This window comes from Amycolatopsis sp. NPDC059657 (assembly GCF_042734395.1).
GTDB lineage: Bacteria > Actinomycetota > Actinomycetes > Mycobacteriales > Pseudonocardiaceae > Amycolatopsis.
The window spans coordinates 40,171-55,701 of record NZ_JBHWEB010000019.1 but is presented as its reverse complement, the minus strand read 5'-3'; the positions used below and the strand labels follow the sequence as shown (position 1 = coordinate 55,701).

Sequence of the window (15,531 nt, the reverse complement as noted above, 5' to 3'; positions counted from 1 at the left end):
ATGAAGGGAATCCGAGACGAGCAGCCGGATGCGCGAGTTCTGCGGACGGGCGGTGTCCGACGAACGGATGGGCGGTCGGGTTCAGTGGTGAATCGGCACATCGGTGAACCCGGACGGGGTCCGGGGCCGTGTCACTGACATGAGGTTGAGCCGTATCGCGCTGGGACTGGCCGCGGCAGGGGTGCTCGCGGGCTGTTCGGCGGCCCCTGAGGGCCCGCTGGCGCAGGACTACGCCGACTTGCTGACCACGGCGCCCAGCCCGGTGCCCGCGTACGCGGCGGCCCAGGTCGTGAAGACCGACTGCGGCGCCAACGCCAACGGTCATCGCAACGTCGACAACTTCATCGCCACCCCGGGACAGCCTGGTGCGGCGCACCACGAGCACGAGTACGTCGGCAATGTGTCGACCAACGCCATGTCGACCGACGCGAGCCTCGCCGCGGCCGAGACGACCTGCCCCGACGGCAACCGGTCGACCTACTACTGGCCGGTGCTGCGGCTCTCCGGCGGCCACGGGCACGACCTGGGCGCGCCGCCGGTCCCGCCGTCCTCGGTGGCCATCAGTTACCGGGGCAGCCCGGCGGGCCCGGTGGTCGGCATGCCCCGGTTCCTGCGGATGAGCACCGGCGCCCCGCGCGCGTTCACCGAGCAGACGCCGTCACCGGCGAAGTGGAGCTGTTCCGGTCTCGAGGATCGGGTCCAGACCAAGTACCCGGTCTGCCCCGGCGGGGCACGCGTGGTCCGGATCTTCGACTTCCCCGGCTGCTGGGACGGCCGCAACACCGACAGCGCCAACCACAGGGCGCATCTGGCCTTCGCCGACGCGGCGGGCGTCTGCCCGGCGCGGACGTTCGCGATACCGCGGCTGCGGGTGGAAGTCTCCTACGATGTGCCACAGGGCGCGAAGTTCGCCATCGACTCCTTCCCGGAGCAGCGGCAGAATCCCGGCACCGATCACTCCGACTTCGCGAACGTGATGACCGACGACCAGATGGCGGCGCTGGTGGAGCGGCTCAATGGGGGGCGGCGATGAACACGCACGACACGGACTCACTCGGCGTCTATGTGCTCGGCAAGCTCGATCCGGCCGAGGCGAAGGCCGTCGAAGCCCACCTCGCCGCCTGCGCGGCCTGCCGCCAGGAGGTGGAGGAGCTGCGCGAAATCCAGGCGATGCTCGGCGCGGTTCCCGACGAAGCCTTTCTGGAAGGGCCTCCGGAAGACGAACTCGTGATGCCCCGGCTCGCCAAGCGGGTCCGCGACGGGCCCCGGTTCTTCACCCCCGGCCGCCTGGTCGCGGCTTCGATCGTGGTGGCGGCCATCGGCGGTCTGCTGCTCGGGCGCGGCACCGCGCCGACCGAGCAGGTCGCCTCACCCGCGCCGGCGCCCACGACCCAGCTCAACGCGCCACCGGCGGCAGGCACCAAGGTCGCTTCGGTGACCGATCAGGCCAGTGGCGCGCGGATGACGTTGCGGGTCGAGCCGGCGGCGGGCTGGGTGCGCCTCAACTTGGCGGCCGCGGGGATCAAGGCAGGCGAGAAATGCCGCATCGTGGTCGTCTCACGCTCGGGTGAACGGGTCGTCGCGGGCAGCTGGCTGGTCTCGCCGGACGCCGAGCGGGTGGGCAGCAACGTCGACGGCACCGCGCTGATCCCGATGGACCAGGTCGCGTCGGTCGAGATCGCCACGTTCGCCGGGCGGACGATGGTGGCCGCTCAGCTGTGAGTCCACAAAGGACTCAGGCGTTACGAGTCGTTGCGCTCCAACAGGGCGCGGCTCGCGAGGAGCACGAGACGGCAGATCTCGTCGGGGTCCGCGCTGGCCAGTGGTTCGCGGCCGGTGACGTCGCGGATCAGCCCGATGCCGAGCACCCAGGCGAGCATGAGGTCGGCGCGCAGGTCGGCGTCGGCCGCGTCGGTGAGCTTGGCGAGCGCGCGGGCGTACTCGTCGCCGAGCTGCTTGCTGATCGGCGAAGACGCGCTGCCGCTGCCGGTGGAGCGCAGGAACGCTTCGAGCGAATGGTCGCGTTTCTTCCCGTGCAGCTCAGGGGAAAGCACGCTGCGCAAGGCTTTCTCGAGCAGTTTCTCCGGCGGCGTCGACGCGATCTGTTCCCGTCCGCCGCGCGCGATGACCTCTTCGAAGAGCAGTTCCTTCGAGCCGAAGTAACGGAACAGCAATGCCTGGTTAGCGCCGGCGTGCTTGGCTATGTCGCGCACGGTGGTGCGGTCGAAGCCACGCTCGGCGAAGAGCACGGCGGCGGCGTCGAGCAACGCCTCTCGGGTCGCGGCCGCGTCTCGCTTGCGCGACAGTGGTTCTCCGGTCACTCTCCCCTCCCGGGGAAACCGTAACCCCTAAACCCATAGGGGGGTCATTGACCGGTCCGATGACCCCACCTAGCGTTGTAAGCAACTGCTTACAAGCTGTGACGGGGAGTGACCAGTGACCGCTACGCCGACCGATCCCGTTGCCTATCCCTTCCAATTCGGCGCAGGCCTCGAGATGAGCGAGCACTACGAGGCCGCCCGCGACACCGAAGGCCTGCTTCGGATCAAGATGCCGTTCGGTGAGCCCGGCTGGCTGGCCACGCGCTACGCCGACGTCCGCCAGGTGTTCGGCGACAAGCGGTTTTCCCGCGCGCTGGCCAAGCAGTACGACCCGCCGCGGATGTTCCCGACCGCGCTGGAGACGGGCATCCTCGCCGAGGACCCGCCGGACCACACCCGGCTGCGGCGGCTGGTCGCGCAGGCGTTCACCAAGCACCGCGTCGAGAACATGCGCCCGTGGGTGCGCGAGCTCGCCGAAGGCCTGCTCGACGATCTCGTCGCCAAGGGCAACACCGCCGAGCTGGTCGAGGACTACGCGCTGCCGCTGCCGGTCGCGGTCATCACCGAGCTGCTCGGCGTCCCCGACCTGGACCGCCCGAAGTTCCGCAAGTGGAGCGACGGGTCGCTGTCCACCGCCCAGCTGACCGTCGAGGAGGCCGTCGCCAACCGCAACGGCCTGCGCGACTACCTGGCCGAGTTCATCGCCGACCACCGCGAGAACCCCCGCGACGACCTGATGTCCGCGCTCATCCAGGCCCGCGACGTCGAGGACCGGCTGACCGAGCTGGAACTGGTCGACATGTGCATCGGCCTGCTGATCGGCGGCCACGAGACGACGGCGTCGGAAATCCCCAACTTCGTCTACGTCCTGCTGGAGCACCCGCAGGAGTGGAAGCGTTTGCTGGCCGAGCCGGAGCTGATCCCGAGCGCGGTCGAGGAGCTCACCCGCTACGTCCCGCTCGGCGCCGGCGCCGGTTTCGCCCGCTATGCCAGCGAAGACATCGAAATCGGCGGCATCGTGGTGAAGAAGGGCGAGGCGGTGATCGGCGCGGTCGGGTCCGCCAATCGGGATCCGCGTCGCTTCGAGGACCCGGAAACCCTGCGGCTGGACCGGGAAGACAACCACCATCTCGGCTTCGGCCACGGCATCCACCACTGCCTCGGCGCGCAGCTGGCCCGCATCGAGCTGCAGGAGTCACTGCGCGCGCTGCTGACGAAGATGCCCGATCTCCATCTGGTCGGCGACATCGAGTGGAAAACGCAGAGGCTGGTGCGGTCTCCTCGTAGAATGCCGGTGGGATGGTGATGATCTGTGACTTGGCACCTTGAGGTCGACGCGCACACCTGCATCGGCTCTGGCATGTGCGCCGCATTGGCGCCTGAGTGGTTCGAACTGACCGGCGAGACGGCGACCGCCCGTGCCGCCGAAGTCGACGAGGACGAGATCCTCCTCGACGCGGCCGACTCCTGCCCGGCGATGGCCATCGCCGTCGCCAACGCGGCAGGCGAAGAAATCGGGCCCCGGCCTTAGCGAGGTCGTGAGTGGTATTGCCGGTTAGAACCGGCCGTACCACTCACGACCCCTTAGGCAGGCTTGAAAACCCCGTGTTCGGTCACGACCGCCGTGACGAGCGCGGCCGGGGTGACGTCGAACGCCGGGTTGAACACGGCCGCGCCGTCGGGCGCGACCTGGGTCCCCGCGAAGTGGGTGAGCTCGTCCGCGCGGCGTTCCTCGATCTCGATCTCCGCGCCGGTCGCCATCGTGGTGTCCACTGTGGACGACGGGGCGACGACCACGAACGGGACGCCGTGGTGTGCCGCCGCGATCGCCAGCGAGTAGGTGCCGATCTTGTTGGCCACGTCGCCGTTCGCGGTGATGCGGTCCGCGCCGACGAGCACGCAGTCGACCATGCCGCGTGACATCGCCAGCGCCGCCGCGCTGTCCGGCTGTACCCGGTACGGGACCCCGGCTTCCGCCAGTTCCCATGCCGTCAGCCTGGCACCTTGCAGCAGTGGCCGGGTTTCGTCCACCAGCACCGATTCGACCAGGCCGCGTGCGTGCAGATGCCAGACCACCCCCAGCGCGCTGCCCCAGCCGACCGTCGCGAGGCGGCCCGCGTTGCAGTGGCTGAGCAGCCGCAGCGGACGGCGCGAGCACGCCGCCAGTACGACCTCCGCTGCCTGACCCGACGCCTCGCGGTTGAGTAGCTCGTCTTCCTCCAGCAAGGCGAGAGCCTCGGCGAGCACCGCGTCGGCGCCGTCGCCGAGCCGGGTGAGCGCCCGCGAAACGCCCCAGCGCAGGTTGACCGCCGTCGGCCGGGCCGAGGCCAGTCGTTCCGCCTCCGCAGGGACATCCGAGCCGTTGAACGCCGCCAGCGCGACCCCGAGCGCGCCCGCCGCACCCAGCGCGGGCGCGCCGCGCACGGCGAGGCGCCGGATGGCGTCGATGAGCTCGTCGACCGTGCGCAGCGTCAGCGTCCGGTACTCCGACGGCAGCGCGACCTGGTCGATGATCACGACGGCGCCGTCGGCCCAGTCAACGGTCCGCCGCATTACAGGCCCGCCAGCAGATCCGTCTCGGTGATGCCGGGGCCCTGATCCTCGCGGATGAACCATTCGGTGCCGAAGCTGGCGGCGAAGCGGTCGTCCGGCATCGACAGGAAGAACGACTGCTCGCTGATCTGCGACGCGTGCGCGCGCATCGCGGCCCGCTTCTCGGTCAGGTGCGCGGTCACGTCCACCTCGCAGGTGAGCTCCGACTCCGGCTTGCCGAACACGAACTCGCCGCTGTCGAAGTCCGGCGCGTCCTCCGCCTTGATCTGGCCGGACGCCACCGCCTCCGCCATGCCGCGGCGCATGGCGTCGCGGTTGATCGTGCTCTGGTAGACCCGGGGCGTGCCCGCCAGCTCGGCCGCGCGCTTGCCGACGCGGTGCACCTGGATGTGGTCGGGGTGCCCGTAGCCGCCGTTGTCGTCGTAGATCGTGAGCACGTCGGCGTTCTCTTCACGCAGGATCGCGGCGAGCTTCTCGGCGGCCTCCTCGATCGGCGCGGTCCAGAAGGTGCCCGGCTCGGTGTTGGTCGGCTCGCCCATCATGCCGGAGTCGCGGTACCCCAAGAACTCCACGCGCTTGACGCCCAGTATCTCCGCCGACGCGTGCGTCTCGATGACCCGACGCTCCCACAGCTGTTCGCCCTCAGCGAGAAAGCCGTCTTCGACCTCGCCGACCTCGCCGCGGGTGCCGACGACGAGCACCACGCGGTGCCCCTCGTCGGCGGCCTTGCGCATCACGCCACCAGTGCCGATGCATTCGTCATCGGGGTGAGCGTGGAATGTGACCAGAGTTGCCATAGTGCAGAAGCTACCTACACAGGCAGGGTCCGTGCCAGGAAGCTTTCCGTGAGCGACCAAGCCGCTTCCGCGGCGGGCGCGTCGTAGAAGATCGCCGCGACGTGGTTGTGGAACGCGTGCCCGGCCTCCTCCTGGACGTGGATCTCCGCGCCCTCGTGCCCGGCGACGGCCTCCTCGACGCGTTTCACGCCCTCGCGGGCGATGTACGGGTCCTGGCCGCCGAAGTGGAACTGGATCGGGCAGGTCACGCGGTCGAGTGCCCCGATGGTGTCCGGCACGGTCGAGCCGTAGAACGACACCGCGGTGTCCGGCGATCCTTCGGCAGCCGCGGAGAACGCGAGCGAGCCGCCGAGGCAGAAGCCGAACACGCCGACGCCGCCCTTGACCTCGGGCAGCCCGCGCAGCAGGTCGGCGGTGGCCAGCACGTCCGCCAGGCCGAGGCCGAAGTCGAACTTCCCGACCACGGCCATCGACGCCGCGATTCCGGCTTCGTCGTGCGCCGACGACCACTTCGGCTCGAAGCGCCAGAACAGCTCCGGCACCGCGACCACGTAGCCGAGCTTGGCGAGATCCGCCGCGACGGACTTGAGGTAGTCGTCGAGTCCGAAGATCTCCTGGATCAGCACCAGCCCCGGCCCGCTGCCGGACTCGGGCAGCCAGACCGGCAGGTCGAACCCGCCATCGGCCACGGTGACGCGTTCGGTCCGTGTGCTCAACTCAGTCTCCCAGCGTGGTCGCGATGACGCGGTCGCGGAAGTCCGCCACCGGCACGTTCAGCTCACCCAGCGCGCGCGAGGCGACCGTGCCGGGGTCCGCGATGGTGGCCAGCAGCAGATGCCCGCCGGAGATCAGCTTATGGCCGGTGCCGGTGGCCTCGTAAAGGCCCTGTTCCAGCACACCCTTGGCCTCCGTGCTGAACGGGACGTGTCCTTGGGCAGGCTCCTCGTCGGCAGGCGCGAGCCGCCGGACGACCTGCCGCGCCTCGTCGATGTCGATACCGAGCTCGTAGTGCGCCAACGCGGCCAGGAACAGGTGTTCGTTCCCTATGCGCTGATGCCCGAGCTTGCGCGTCTCGTCCTGCGCTCCGGCGACGACCTTGCGTGCGGATTCGGTGAACTTGTGGAACACGGGCCCCAGCATGTCAGGTCGGCTCAGCGCTGGAAAGCGGTTGCCCGAAGCGGCGCTCAGCGAAGCGCTGGCCGGTTTGCCCTGATTTGACGGATCCCGTGGGCGGGATCTTGAGGTTTCCTCCCGGGCGCGGCTTAGTAAGAAGATCCGCCGCGCTAGGGAAGGAACTTCCTGTGCTCGCGAGAAGAACGCTCATCGTCGCGGCGGCTTTGCCCGTCGCGCTGCTGCTCACCGGCGCGATCGTGCCCGTCACCGAAGTGGTGAGCGGGCACGGGAACGCCCCGTCCGACAACGCCTACGTGAGCCGCGACGGCCGGTTCGTCGCGTTCCAGTCCTTCGCGTCGAACCTGGTGCCCGGCGACACCAACAACGCCTCCGACATCTTCGTCCGCGACCGGCAACTCGGCACGCTGACCAGGGCCAACGTCACCGCGTACGGCGGCCAGGCCGACGCGGGCGGCTATGAGCCGTCGATCTCCGCGGACGGCCGGTTCGTCGCCTTCACGTCGAACGCGCGCACCCTCGTGCCCGGCAGGGAGAACGAGGGCCTGGACGTCTACGTCAAGGATCTGCGCACCGGCAAGCTGACCGTCGCCAGCCGGACCCCGGAGGGCGTGTGGGCCGACAATGTCTCGTATCTGGCGGAAATCGCGGCCGACGGACGGTCCGTCGTCTACTTCTCGGTCGGCTCGAACCTGGTGCCCGGCGACGTGAACGGCGCGCCGGACGTGTTCAGGACCGACCTCGTCACCGGCAAGATCTCGCTGGTCAGCGTGACCGCGGACGGGGCGCCCGCGTTCGGCATGTCGGACCGGCCGACGGTCAGCGCCGACGGCCGTTATGTGGCTTTCCGTTCCAACGCGGGAAATCTGGCACCCGGTGACGGCCGAGGCCGCTTCGACGCGTTCGTCAAAGACCTCAAGACGGGCAACGTGACGCGCGTCAGCACGGCGGCCGACGCCGAACGCCCGCGGATCAGCGGCGACGGCTCGGCGGTCACGTTCAGCTCGGCGGCCGCGCTGATTCCCGGTGACACCAACGGTTTCGCGGACATCTACGTCAAAGACCTCCCGAGCGGCAAGCTCGTCAGAGCCAGTGTCACCGCCGACGGACGGCAGGGTGACGAACTCGCGTACCGGTCGGCGCTGAGCGCGGACGGCCGGTTCGCCGTGTTCGAGAGCAAGGCCTCGAACCTCACGCCCGGCGACATGAACAAGGACTTCGACGTCTTCGTCAAGGATCTGCGCACCGGCGCGCTCACCAGGCTCGGCGCCGGAGCCGGGCCGGTGATCAGCGGCGACGGCCGGTCCGTCGTCTTCGACGGCCAGGGCCAGGTCTTCCACAGCAGGCTGCCGAAACCGGACGCCGACCCGTTCGCGAACGCCATCGCGTCGGCGTCGAACGTGCTGCTGCTGAACGGAAAGCACGCGCTCGGCGCGCCGGACGGCAGGACCGCGACCGTCATCGGGCTGCTGGGCGGCCGCTTCACCCTCGACCTCGGCGACGAGGAAGAGGGCGTCGGCGACCTGGAGATCCGAGGCCGGTGCCTCGGCTCCGTCCACGTCGATCTCCTTGATGCGCAAGGGAAAAAAGTCGGGTCGAGCCGGTTCTCCGGGCACCTGGTCCGGCACGCGGGCGCACCTTATCGCTACATCCGTTTCAGCATCGGCCTCCTGCAGACCTTGAGCGTCGACGGCGTGCGAGCGTCCTAAACGGACACTCGCAGTTCGGCCAGTATCTCGGGGCCCGCCGTGGTGATCTTGGCGATCGCGCTCTTGCCCCAGTACCAGTAGAAGGCCGCGCCGATGGCGATTCCCAGCGGCAGCCCCAGCCAGCACAGCACGATCAGGTCCTGGGTGTACCCGACGACCTCGAGAATGATCACCGGGATGGTCGCCAGCAGTGCCAGCAGCTCCATGCCGATCATGGGCAGGATCTTCGCGCAGCCGGGGTTGCCGCCCGAGGCGAACGGGTTCGAGCTCTTGCGCTGATCCGGCAGCGGATAAGGCGCCATGGCGGATTGCTGGACCACAGAACCGGCTCCCGCGAGCACCAGCGTGGCGAATAAGGAGAGCACCAGCGGATAGGTGGAGGGATGGCCGGTGACGGCGGGGAGCACGAGGCAGCACGCCAGGCCGATCGACCCGACGATGAGCAGCCAGGCCAGCTGCCTGCCCCGGACGTCGGCCCGTATCGCGCCGGGGGTGAGCAAGGTGTGCCACATGCCGCTGCCGTCGAGGCCGTACAGGTTGGAGGTGTAGAGCGGGACGTAGAAGGCGAGGCAGACCCCGGCGAACGAGGCGAACCTGGCCGCCGACCCGTCGTAGAGCGAGGGCCCGATCATGATCGCCGGGCCGATGATGATCGCGGTGAACATCGTGGTGCGGCGTCGCGCGTCACGTCGCCAAGTCAGCAACTCCTTGCCCACCACCGCGCCCAGCGGTGTCGACGGCAGCAGCGTGCGGCCGGTCCGCTTCGCGCGCGACTTGGCCACCCCGTGATCTGCCGGACGGGTCACGCGCCAGGCGAGCATTTTCGCCCAGACCAGCAGCAGCCCGGCGAGCAGCACGACCATGGCCGCCGCCAGCAGCAGCACGGTCTGCCAGTTCCCGTCCGCGGCGGCGCGCACCGCGACGGCGCCCCAGCCGGACGGCAGCGCCCGCATGACCGAAGTGAACTCGCCCGCCCTGCCGTCGATGATCGCCGGACCGAGTGTGTTGAGCAGGTATTGGAGGCCGACCCCGGACAACGCGAACAGCGCGACGAGCACCAGCGCGAGGTCCTTGCCCTTGCGCGTGCTCAGCAACGCGCCGAGCAGCCCGGTGACCACCCGGTACATCAGCACGACCAGCACCAGTTGCAGCACGGTGAACACGAGCCCGACGAGCGCCGCGCCACCGCCGAGACGCTGGCCGTAGAAGAACAGCCCGGCGAACGCGATCAGCGAAACCAGTGTGGTCACCCCGACGAAGCTCGCCGCGAGCAGCCCGGTCGCCAGCTTGCGCCCGCTCAGCGGCAGCAGTGAGAAGTGCTCGGGCCGCAGCGTCTCGTCGCCGCCCATCATGACCGGCCCGAGTATCCAGCCGAGCAGCCACAGCGCGTAGATCGACGCCAGCAGGTCGACCGAGGTGCCGGGGTTGGCGAACGAGACCGTGCCGTAGGAGAGCGTGATGATCGCCGCGATGAGCCCGAGCACGCCGCCGATGATGGTCCCGGCCTTGCGATTGCCCCGCAGCGAGTGGCGCATCACGCGCAGCTTCATCCCTACGAAGACGCCAACCACGACAGCCCCTCCGCCCCACCGGTCCGCCCGCCGACGATGTGCACGAACGCGTCCTCGAGACTGCCCTCGCCCCGCACCTCGTCGACCGCGCCCGCCGCCACGACCCGCCCGTTGCTGATCACCGCGACGTGACTGCACATCTGCTCGACCAGCGCCATCACGTGACTCGACAGCACCACGGCGCCCCCGGAGGCCACGAACCGCTTCAGGATCGTGCGGATGGTCGACGCCGACACCGGATCGACCGCCTCGAACGGCTCGTCGAGCACCAGCAGCTTCGGCGCGTGCAGCAACGCCATGGCGAGCCCGATCTTCTTCCGCATGCCCGCCGAGTAGTCGATGACCAGCGTGTTCGCCGCGTCGAGCAGCTCAAGCACACCGAGCAGCTCGTACGCGCGCTCGGCGACGGTCTGCGCGTCGAGCCCCCGCAGCGTCCCCATGTACGTGAGCAGCTCGCGCGCGGTGAGCCGCTCGGGAATCGACAACCCGTCCGGCAGCACGCCGACCTGCGCCTTCGCCTGCTCGGGCTCACCCCAGACGTTGACCCCGAAGATCCGGGCATGCCCGGCGTTCGGCCGCAGCAGCCCGACGGCCATGGACAACGCCGTGGTCTTGCCCGCCCCGTTGGGCCCGACCAGGCCGTAAAAAGACCCGGGTGGCACCTCGAGGCTCACGTTGTCGACCGCGAGCTTCGCACCGAACTGCCGATACAGCCCGTACATCCCCAGCGCCGGAATCATGCGCTTCCCCCTCATCGAGTCGCTGGCGCGACCCTACGCCGGGTATACGCGCGGCGCGGGGGTTTCGGTTGCCTCGCCTACCTAAGCGTCGTGAGTGTTTTCGCCGGTTAGAACCGGCCGTACCACTCACGACCCTGACCAGCACAAAGCCCCGCCTGGAAGACCGGGCGGGGCTTTGGACAGGCTTGCGGCTTTACTCGCCGCAGGTGATCTTCGGCTGCGGGTTGTACTTGACCGTGCGGGTGCTGCGGCTGACCTCACGCCCGGTCGCCGCGTCACGCAGGACGCGGGTGTCCGTGGTCGTGAAGCCCTGCGCGCCGTTGCTGGCGTGGCAGTTCTCCGCGGGACCGGCCTTGGGCTGCGGCTCGGTCAGGTTCGAGCGGTCGCCGGGGATCGACTCGACCTTGTAGCGCTTGGTGCCCCACAGCTTCACCGTGAGCGACGACGGCGTCCAGATCGTCTGGATCGCGACGCCGGTCTGGCTGTCGTTGGTGAACTTCAGGTCGATGACGCTGCTGCCGTCGTGGTTCTGGAACACCGTCGCCTCGCGCGCGGCGGGGTAGCGGCTGATGTAGTAGCTGTGCTCCTTGTGCCCGGCGTCCTTCATCCCGGCGAAGTACGCGGCGTTGTAGAGCGTCGTCGCGAACTGCGAGATGCCGCCGCCGACCTCGCGGCCGGGTGCGCCGTCGGAGATGACGCCCGCCTCGACGTAGCCCTGCTTGGTGCCGCGCGGTCCGGTGAAGCCGTTGAGCGAGAACGTCTCGCCCGGCTTGACGATCGCGCCGTTGACCTTGTTCGCCACCACGTGGATGTTGGTCCCGGAGTCGGCGGCGAAGCCACCGGTGGTGAACTCGCCGATGACCTCCTTCACGCCGAGCTCGTTGGCCTGCTCGGTGGTCACCTTGGCAGGCGTGTCCTTGTAGGTGGCCTTCAGCTCGCGCTTGTCGGCCAGCTTGAGCACGTCGACCATCGGCTTGAGGCTGACCTCCCAGTCGACGCCCCTGCCGTCGACGGACGGCTCGACGGTGGGTTTGCCGCCCTCGAAGACGATCGACGCCTCTTTGCCCTCTTTCTCGGTGGACTTGAGCTGCGGACCGGCGGCCTCGACGACCTTCTCCTGGTCGATCTTCGGCGCCAGCGTGATCGGCTCGAAGCTCAGCGCCGCGGCGATCTGGGCGGGCTCCAGCTTGGCGTCCTTGCCCTCGCCCTTGATGGTCAGCGGGCCCGCGACGGCGGGCTTGGCGATCTGCTCGAAAGCGGCCTTGAGCGCGTCCGGGTTGGTCTGCACCGGGGTGAGCGCGACGGGGAGTTCGAGTGCCTGCCCGGCGGCCCAGTGCGCGAGCACGGCCTGCGTGGCGGCGGGAACGTCGAGTTTCTGGCCCTGCTTGGCCTCGACCAGTACCGGCTCGGCCTCGTCGAAGCGGATCGTGCCCTCGATCGGGTCACGGTCCGTCTTGGCTCTCAGCTGTTCCAGCGCCTGGCCGAGCTTGGCGTCGTCGGCGTGCGTCACGACGCCGACCTCACGCGACGAGAAGAACGAAGCGATCCTGGTGAACGGGTTGAGCGGCTGGCTGCCCGCCTGGTCCAGCGTGCCGGGCCAGTCGAGGGTGAGCCCGGAGGCCTTCGGCGCGAGCTGGTCGGTGACGTCGCCCGCCTTGACCTGCACGGGGCTGCTCAGCCGCGGCTCGATCTTGGCGCGCAGCTCCTTCTCGGCGCTGTCGCGGCTCATGCCGCCGACGTCCACCCCGGCCACGGTGACCCCGCGCGGCACGCTGCCGCCGCTGATCAGCAGGTCGGCGCCCCAGAGCAGCACAAGCCCGCCGAACACCGAGCCGCCGATGATGGCGGCCTTACGCTTGTTGAAGCGCTTCTTCGGCGGAGTGGGCTCGATTGTGGGAGGCTCCTGCGTCAGTACCGAAACGGCAGGCAAGATGTCCGTCTGCTCGGCGCTTGACCCGGGCCAGTACGAATCCGGCAACTCTCTCAACCCTCCACGATCAGCTCGGGGTTGCCGATCGCCGGTGTTCAAGATACGGGCACGCCAGAAGGCCCCTGACACTCGCCCGGTTGGGGGATGCCCCCTGAGGACAATCGATTACCGGGCGTCCGGTTCCGGGTTCGCGCCGGCCTTGGCGAGGAAGTCGAAGTCACAGCCCTCGTCGGCCTGCGTGATGTGCTTGGCGTAGAGCGAGCCGTAGCCGCGCTCGAACGGCGGCGGCGGTGGCTCCCACTGGGCTCGCCTGGCCTCGAGTTCGGCGTCGTCGACCTCGAGGTGCAGCCGTCGCGCGGGGACGTCCAGCGTGATCAGGTCGCCGTCGCGTACCAGCGCCAGCGGGCCGCCGACGAACGACTCCGGCGCCACGTGCAGCACGCAGGCCCCATAACTGGTCCCGCTCATCCTGGCGTCGGAGATGCGGACCATGTCACGCACACCCTTGGCCAGCAGGTGGTCGGGGATCGGCAGCATCCCGTACTCCGGCATGCCTGGCCCGCCGAGCGGACCGGAACCACGCAGCACCAGCACCGAATCCTCGGTGATGTTCAACGAGGGGTCGTTGATGCGCTTTTTGAGGTCCCTGTAGTTGTCGAACACGACCGCGGGACCCGTGTGGGTGAGCAGGTGCGGCTCGGCGGCGATGTGCTTGATCACGGCGCCGGACGGCGCGAGGTTGCCGCGCAGCACGGCGACACCGCCTTCGGCCGCGACCGGGTTCTCGCGGGTGCGGATGACGTCGTCGTTGTGCACGCGGGCGCTGGCGAGTGTCTCGCCGAGCGTCTTGCCGCTCACCGTCATCCGGTCCGTGTGCAGCAGGTCGGTCATCCGCGAGAGCAGGCCGGGCAGCCCGCCGGCGTAGTAGAAGTCCTCCATCAGGAAGTCGCCGCCGGGACGCACGTTGGCCAGCACCGGCACCTGGCGGGCGATGGCGTCGAAGTCCTCGATGCTCAGCGGGATCTGGCTGCGGCCCGCCATCGCGATCAGGTGGATCACCGCGTTGGTGGAGCCGCCGAGCGCGAGCACGGTGGCGATCGCGTCGGAGTACGCGCGCTTGTCGAGCACCTGCGAGATCGTGAGGTTCTCCCACACCATGTCCACCACGCGCGCGCCGCTCGCCGCGGCCATCCGGTGGTGCGCCGAGTCGACCGCCGGGATCGAGGCGGCGCCGGGCAGCGTCATGCCGAGCACCTCGGCGGCGCTGGTCATGGTCGAGGCGGTGCCCATGGTCATGCAGGTACCGGGGGAGCGGGCGAGGCCACGCTCCAGTTCGGACATCTCCTCGTCGCCGATGAGGCCGGCGCGCTTGTCGTCCCAGTACTTCCACATGTCGGTGCCGCTGCCGAGGATCTCGTTGCGCCAATGGCCCTTGAGCATCGGCCCGGCGGGCACGAAGATCGCCGGGAGCCCGGCGCTGGCCGCGCCCATGAGCAGCGCGGGCGTGCTCTTGTCGCAGCCGCCCATGAGCACGGCGCCGTCGATCGGATAGGACCGGAGGATCTCCTCGGTCTCCATCGCGAGCAGGTTCCGGTAGAGCATCGGCGTCGGCTTCTGGTAGGTCTCCGACAGCGTCGCGACCGGGAACTCCAGCGGGAAGCCGCCCGCCTGCCAGACACCGCGTTTGACCTGCTCGGCACGCTCACGCAGGTGCATGTGACAGGGGTTGATGTCACTCCACGTGTTCAGGATCCCGATCACGGGCTTGCCAAGGTGCTCTTCGGGGTTGAATCCTAGTTGCCTGCTCCGCGCCCGGTGGCTGAAGTCGCGCAGCTCGTCGCCGCCGAACCAGCGGTGACTACGGAGGTCTTCAGGCTTCATCATTGAGCTGATCCTGCCACTCTCCTGGACTGTGTGTAGTCCCTAAAGTATGGCATCTCATATATCATTTCTGCGACTGTTCACCGCCGGAACATTCGGACGGCGTCTTGCCAGTAGATTTGGCACTATCTGCGAAAGCCGTCGGGAGCCGGAGATGACGATGTCTGGGACGTTCAGCCTGCCCGCCTCACGCACCGAAGTGGTGCTTGAGGAAATCCGCCGAGGCATCCTCACCAGGGAGCTGTTACCCGGCCAGCCGCTGGTCGAAGCAGAATTAGCGGCCAAGCTCGGCGTCTCGAAGACGCCGGTGCGCGAGGCGCTCAAGGTGCTGTCCAATTCGGGTCTCGTGACGTTCAGCCCGTACAAGGGCGCTTCGGTCTGCGTGGTGGACGCCGAACTCGCCAAGGCCGTCTACGACGTCCGGCTGGTGCTGGAGCCCGAAGCGGTCCGCCGCACGGTCGAACGCCGCGACCCGGCGCTGCTCGAGGACGCCGCCGAAGCGCTGAAAGAAGCCTCGGCCGCCATCTCGGACCGCGACCAGGCGGCGTTGAGCCTGCTGAACCGCCGCTTCCACCGCGCGCTCTACAGCGGGTGCGGCAACCCGTTGCTGGTCACCATCCTCGACGACCTCAAGGACCGCGCCGCCTTGATCAGCATCGTCGGCTGGGAAGCGAACCCCAGCTGGCGCAAGGAATGGAACGAGCACAAGGCGATTCTCGCCGCCGCCAAGAAGGGCGACGCCCAGACGGCCTCGGACCTGCTGCGCAACCACGTGGCCGACTTCCTCGACCGCATCGTCGCCGCGATCGGTGACTAGTGCTCGTGAGTGTTGGCGGCGGCGGGGGCAGTGGGGCACACACACGACAGCGGTGGGGGGGGCGGGGGGGGTCACGGCCCC

General features: G+C 69.1%; 15 protein-coding genes. 6 read left to right on the top strand and 9 right to left on the bottom strand.

Annotated features, from left to right (window positions below; all coding sequences use genetic code 11):
* Positions 1-139 precede the first annotated feature (139 nt).
* Both ACFV15_RS13170 and ACFV15_RS13165 read left to right on the top strand, forming a co-directional pair.
* Complete coding sequence (locus ACFV15_RS13170; RefSeq protein ID WP_378350444.1) at positions 140-1,033, top strand: DUF1996 domain-containing protein; 894 nt, start codon at positions 140-142, stop codon at positions 1,031-1,033.
* A complete protein-coding gene (locus ACFV15_RS13165) occupies positions 1,030-1,722 on the top strand; it encodes an anti-sigma factor family protein (protein ID WP_378350443.1) in 693 nt (230 codons plus the stop codon). Before ACFV15_RS13170 ends, ACFV15_RS13165 begins: the two co-directional genes overlap by 4 nt.
* A 20-nt stretch (positions 1,723-1,742) precedes the next feature.
* On the opposite strand, the gene ACFV15_RS13160 is transcribed toward ACFV15_RS13165, so the two are convergent.
* Entirely contained in the window at positions 1,743-2,321 is a 579-nt protein-coding gene (locus ACFV15_RS13160) for a TetR/AcrR family transcriptional regulator (protein WP_378350442.1), read from the bottom strand.
* A gap of 115 nt (positions 2,322-2,436) precedes the next feature.
* On the opposite strand from ACFV15_RS13160, the gene ACFV15_RS13155 reads away from it, so the two are divergent.
* Both ACFV15_RS13155 and ACFV15_RS13150 read left to right on the top strand, forming a co-directional pair.
* Entirely contained in the window at positions 2,437-3,627 is a 1,191-nt protein-coding gene (locus ACFV15_RS13155; protein ID WP_378350441.1) for a cytochrome P450, read from the top strand.
* Positions 3,628-3,633: 6 nt separating this feature from the next.
* Positions 3,634-3,852, top strand: a complete 219-nt coding sequence (locus tag ACFV15_RS13150; protein WP_091294476.1) for a ferredoxin — start codon at positions 3,634-3,636, stop codon at positions 3,850-3,852.
* Positions 3,853-3,905: 53 nt separating this feature from the next.
* Here ACFV15_RS13150 and mtnA read toward each other — a convergent pair whose 3' ends face one another.
* The 4 genes from mtnA to ACFV15_RS13130 are packed head-to-tail and all read right to left on the bottom strand — an operon-like array spanning position 3,906 to position 6,799.
* A complete protein-coding gene (gene mtnA, locus ACFV15_RS13145; protein WP_378350440.1) occupies positions 3,906-4,874 on the bottom strand; it encodes an S-methyl-5-thioribose-1-phosphate isomerase in 969 nt (322 codons plus the stop codon).
* On the bottom strand, positions 4,874-5,671 hold the full coding sequence (locus tag ACFV15_RS13140; protein WP_378350439.1) for a PIG-L family deacetylase: 798 nt from the start codon (positions 5,669-5,671) through the stop codon (positions 4,874-4,876). The genes mtnA and ACFV15_RS13140 overlap by 1 nt, the downstream gene beginning before the upstream one ends.
* Before the next feature lie 14 nt (positions 5,672-5,685).
* Complete coding sequence (locus ACFV15_RS13135; RefSeq protein WP_378350438.1) at positions 5,686-6,387, bottom strand: dienelactone hydrolase family protein; 702 nt, start codon at positions 6,385-6,387, stop codon at positions 5,686-5,688.
* Position 6,388: 1 nt separating this feature from the next.
* Complete coding sequence (locus tag ACFV15_RS13130; RefSeq protein ID WP_378350437.1) at positions 6,389-6,799, bottom strand: Clp protease N-terminal domain-containing protein; 411 nt, start codon at positions 6,797-6,799, stop codon at positions 6,389-6,391.
* A 173-nt stretch (positions 6,800-6,972) separates the two neighbouring features.
* Between ACFV15_RS13130 and ACFV15_RS13125 the strand changes: the two genes are divergently transcribed.
* Positions 6,973-8,511 (top strand): TolB family protein, encoded by a 1,539-nt coding sequence (locus ACFV15_RS13125; protein ID WP_378350436.1) that lies wholly within the window; start codon positions 6,973-6,975, stop codon positions 8,509-8,511.
* On the opposite strand, the gene ACFV15_RS13120 is transcribed toward ACFV15_RS13125, so the two are convergent.
* From ACFV15_RS13120 to araD, 4 genes are all read right to left on the bottom strand, one after another.
* Entirely contained in the window at positions 8,508-10,082 is a 1,575-nt protein-coding gene (locus ACFV15_RS13120; protein WP_378350435.1) for a hypothetical protein, read from the bottom strand. The two genes, ACFV15_RS13125 and ACFV15_RS13120, sit on opposite strands and share 4 nt — an antisense overlap.
* On the bottom strand, positions 10,064-10,822 hold the full coding sequence (locus ACFV15_RS13115) for an ABC transporter ATP-binding protein (RefSeq protein WP_378350434.1): 759 nt from the start codon (positions 10,820-10,822) through the stop codon (positions 10,064-10,066). Before ACFV15_RS13115 ends, ACFV15_RS13120 begins: the two co-directional genes overlap by 19 nt.
* A gap of 193 nt (positions 10,823-11,015) precedes the next feature.
* Positions 11,016-12,800, bottom strand: a complete 1,785-nt coding sequence (locus ACFV15_RS13110) for a VanW family protein (RefSeq protein ID WP_378350527.1) — start codon at positions 12,798-12,800, stop codon at positions 11,016-11,018.
* A 117-nt stretch (positions 12,801-12,917) separates the two neighbouring features.
* On the bottom strand, positions 12,918-14,636 hold the full coding sequence (gene araD / locus ACFV15_RS13105; protein WP_378350433.1) for an L-arabinonate dehydratase: 1,719 nt from the start codon (positions 14,634-14,636) through the stop codon (positions 12,918-12,920).
* A gap of 157 nt (positions 14,637-14,793) precedes the next feature.
* On the opposite strand from araD, the gene ACFV15_RS13100 reads away from it, so the two are divergent.
* Positions 14,794-15,450 carry a GntR family transcriptional regulator gene (locus ACFV15_RS13100; protein ID WP_378350526.1) on the top strand — a complete coding sequence of 219 codons (657 nt, stop codon included), beginning with the start codon at positions 14,794-14,796 and terminating at the stop codon, positions 15,448-15,450.
* Positions 15,451-15,531 lie beyond the last annotated feature (81 nt).

Excerpts from the sequence above, each read along its gene's own strand:
- ACFV15_RS13170 (WP_378350444.1), top strand. The coding sequence starts at position 140 with ATGAGGTTGAGCCGTATCGCGCTGGGACTGGCCGCGGCAGGGGTGCTC.
- ACFV15_RS13165 (WP_378350443.1), top strand. The coding sequence starts at position 1,030 with ATGAACACGCACGACACGGACTCACTCGGCGTCTATGTGCTCGGCAAG.
- mtnA (WP_378350440.1), bottom strand. The coding sequence starts at position 4,874 with ATGCGGCGGACCGTTGACTGGGCCGACGGCGCCGTCGTGATCATCGAC.
- ACFV15_RS13140 (WP_378350439.1), bottom strand. The coding sequence starts at position 5,671 with ATGGCAACTCTGGTCACATTCCACGCTCACCCCGATGACGAATGCATC.
- ACFV15_RS13115 (WP_378350434.1), bottom strand. The coding sequence starts at position 10,822 with ATGATTCCGGCGCTGGGGATGTACGGGCTGTATCGGCAGTTCGGTGCG.
- araD (WP_378350433.1), bottom strand. The coding sequence starts at position 14,636 with ATGATGAAGCCTGAAGACCTCCGTAGTCACCGCTGGTTCGGCGGCGAC.
- ACFV15_RS13100 (WP_378350526.1), top strand. The coding sequence starts at position 14,794 with ATGTCTGGGACGTTCAGCCTGCCCGCCTCACGCACCGAAGTGGTGCTT.